The organism is Frankia sp. Mgl5 (genome assembly GCF_023242985.1).
Classification (GTDB): domain Bacteria; phylum Actinomycetota; class Actinomycetes; order Frankiales; family Frankiaceae; genus Parafrankia; species Parafrankia soli.
The window spans coordinates 1-300 of sequence record NZ_JALKFY010000048.1 but is presented as its reverse complement, the minus strand read 5'-3'; the positions used below and the strand labels follow the sequence as shown (position 1 = coordinate 300).

Genomic DNA, 300 nt, shown 5'->3' with positions numbered 1-300 from the left:
ATATAGAAGTACCCTTTTTCATCCATATAAGCGATATCGCCGGTCAAAGGCCAGCCATCTATCAAGGTGGAGGCCGTTTCTTCCGGGCGATTCCAATAGCCTTTCATCACCTGCGGTCCCTTTACGGCGAGCTCTCCAACCTCGCCTTGGGGCAGTTCGTCTCCTGTTGCCGGATCAATAATTTTGGCATCGGTGTCCGGCCATGGCAACCCGATGCTGCCGTTCACCCGATGGCCCCAAATAGGATTGGCATGCGTAACTGGAGAGGCCTCGGTTAATCCGTATCCTTCGACAAGCCTG

General features: G+C 54.0%; 1 protein-coding gene. It reads right to left on the bottom strand.

Annotated elements, in window-relative coordinates; translation table 11 throughout:
- Window positions 1-300: AMP-binding protein (locus MXD62_RS08305; RefSeq protein ID WP_248828818.1), on the bottom strand; the 300-nt coding region annotated here is incomplete at both ends.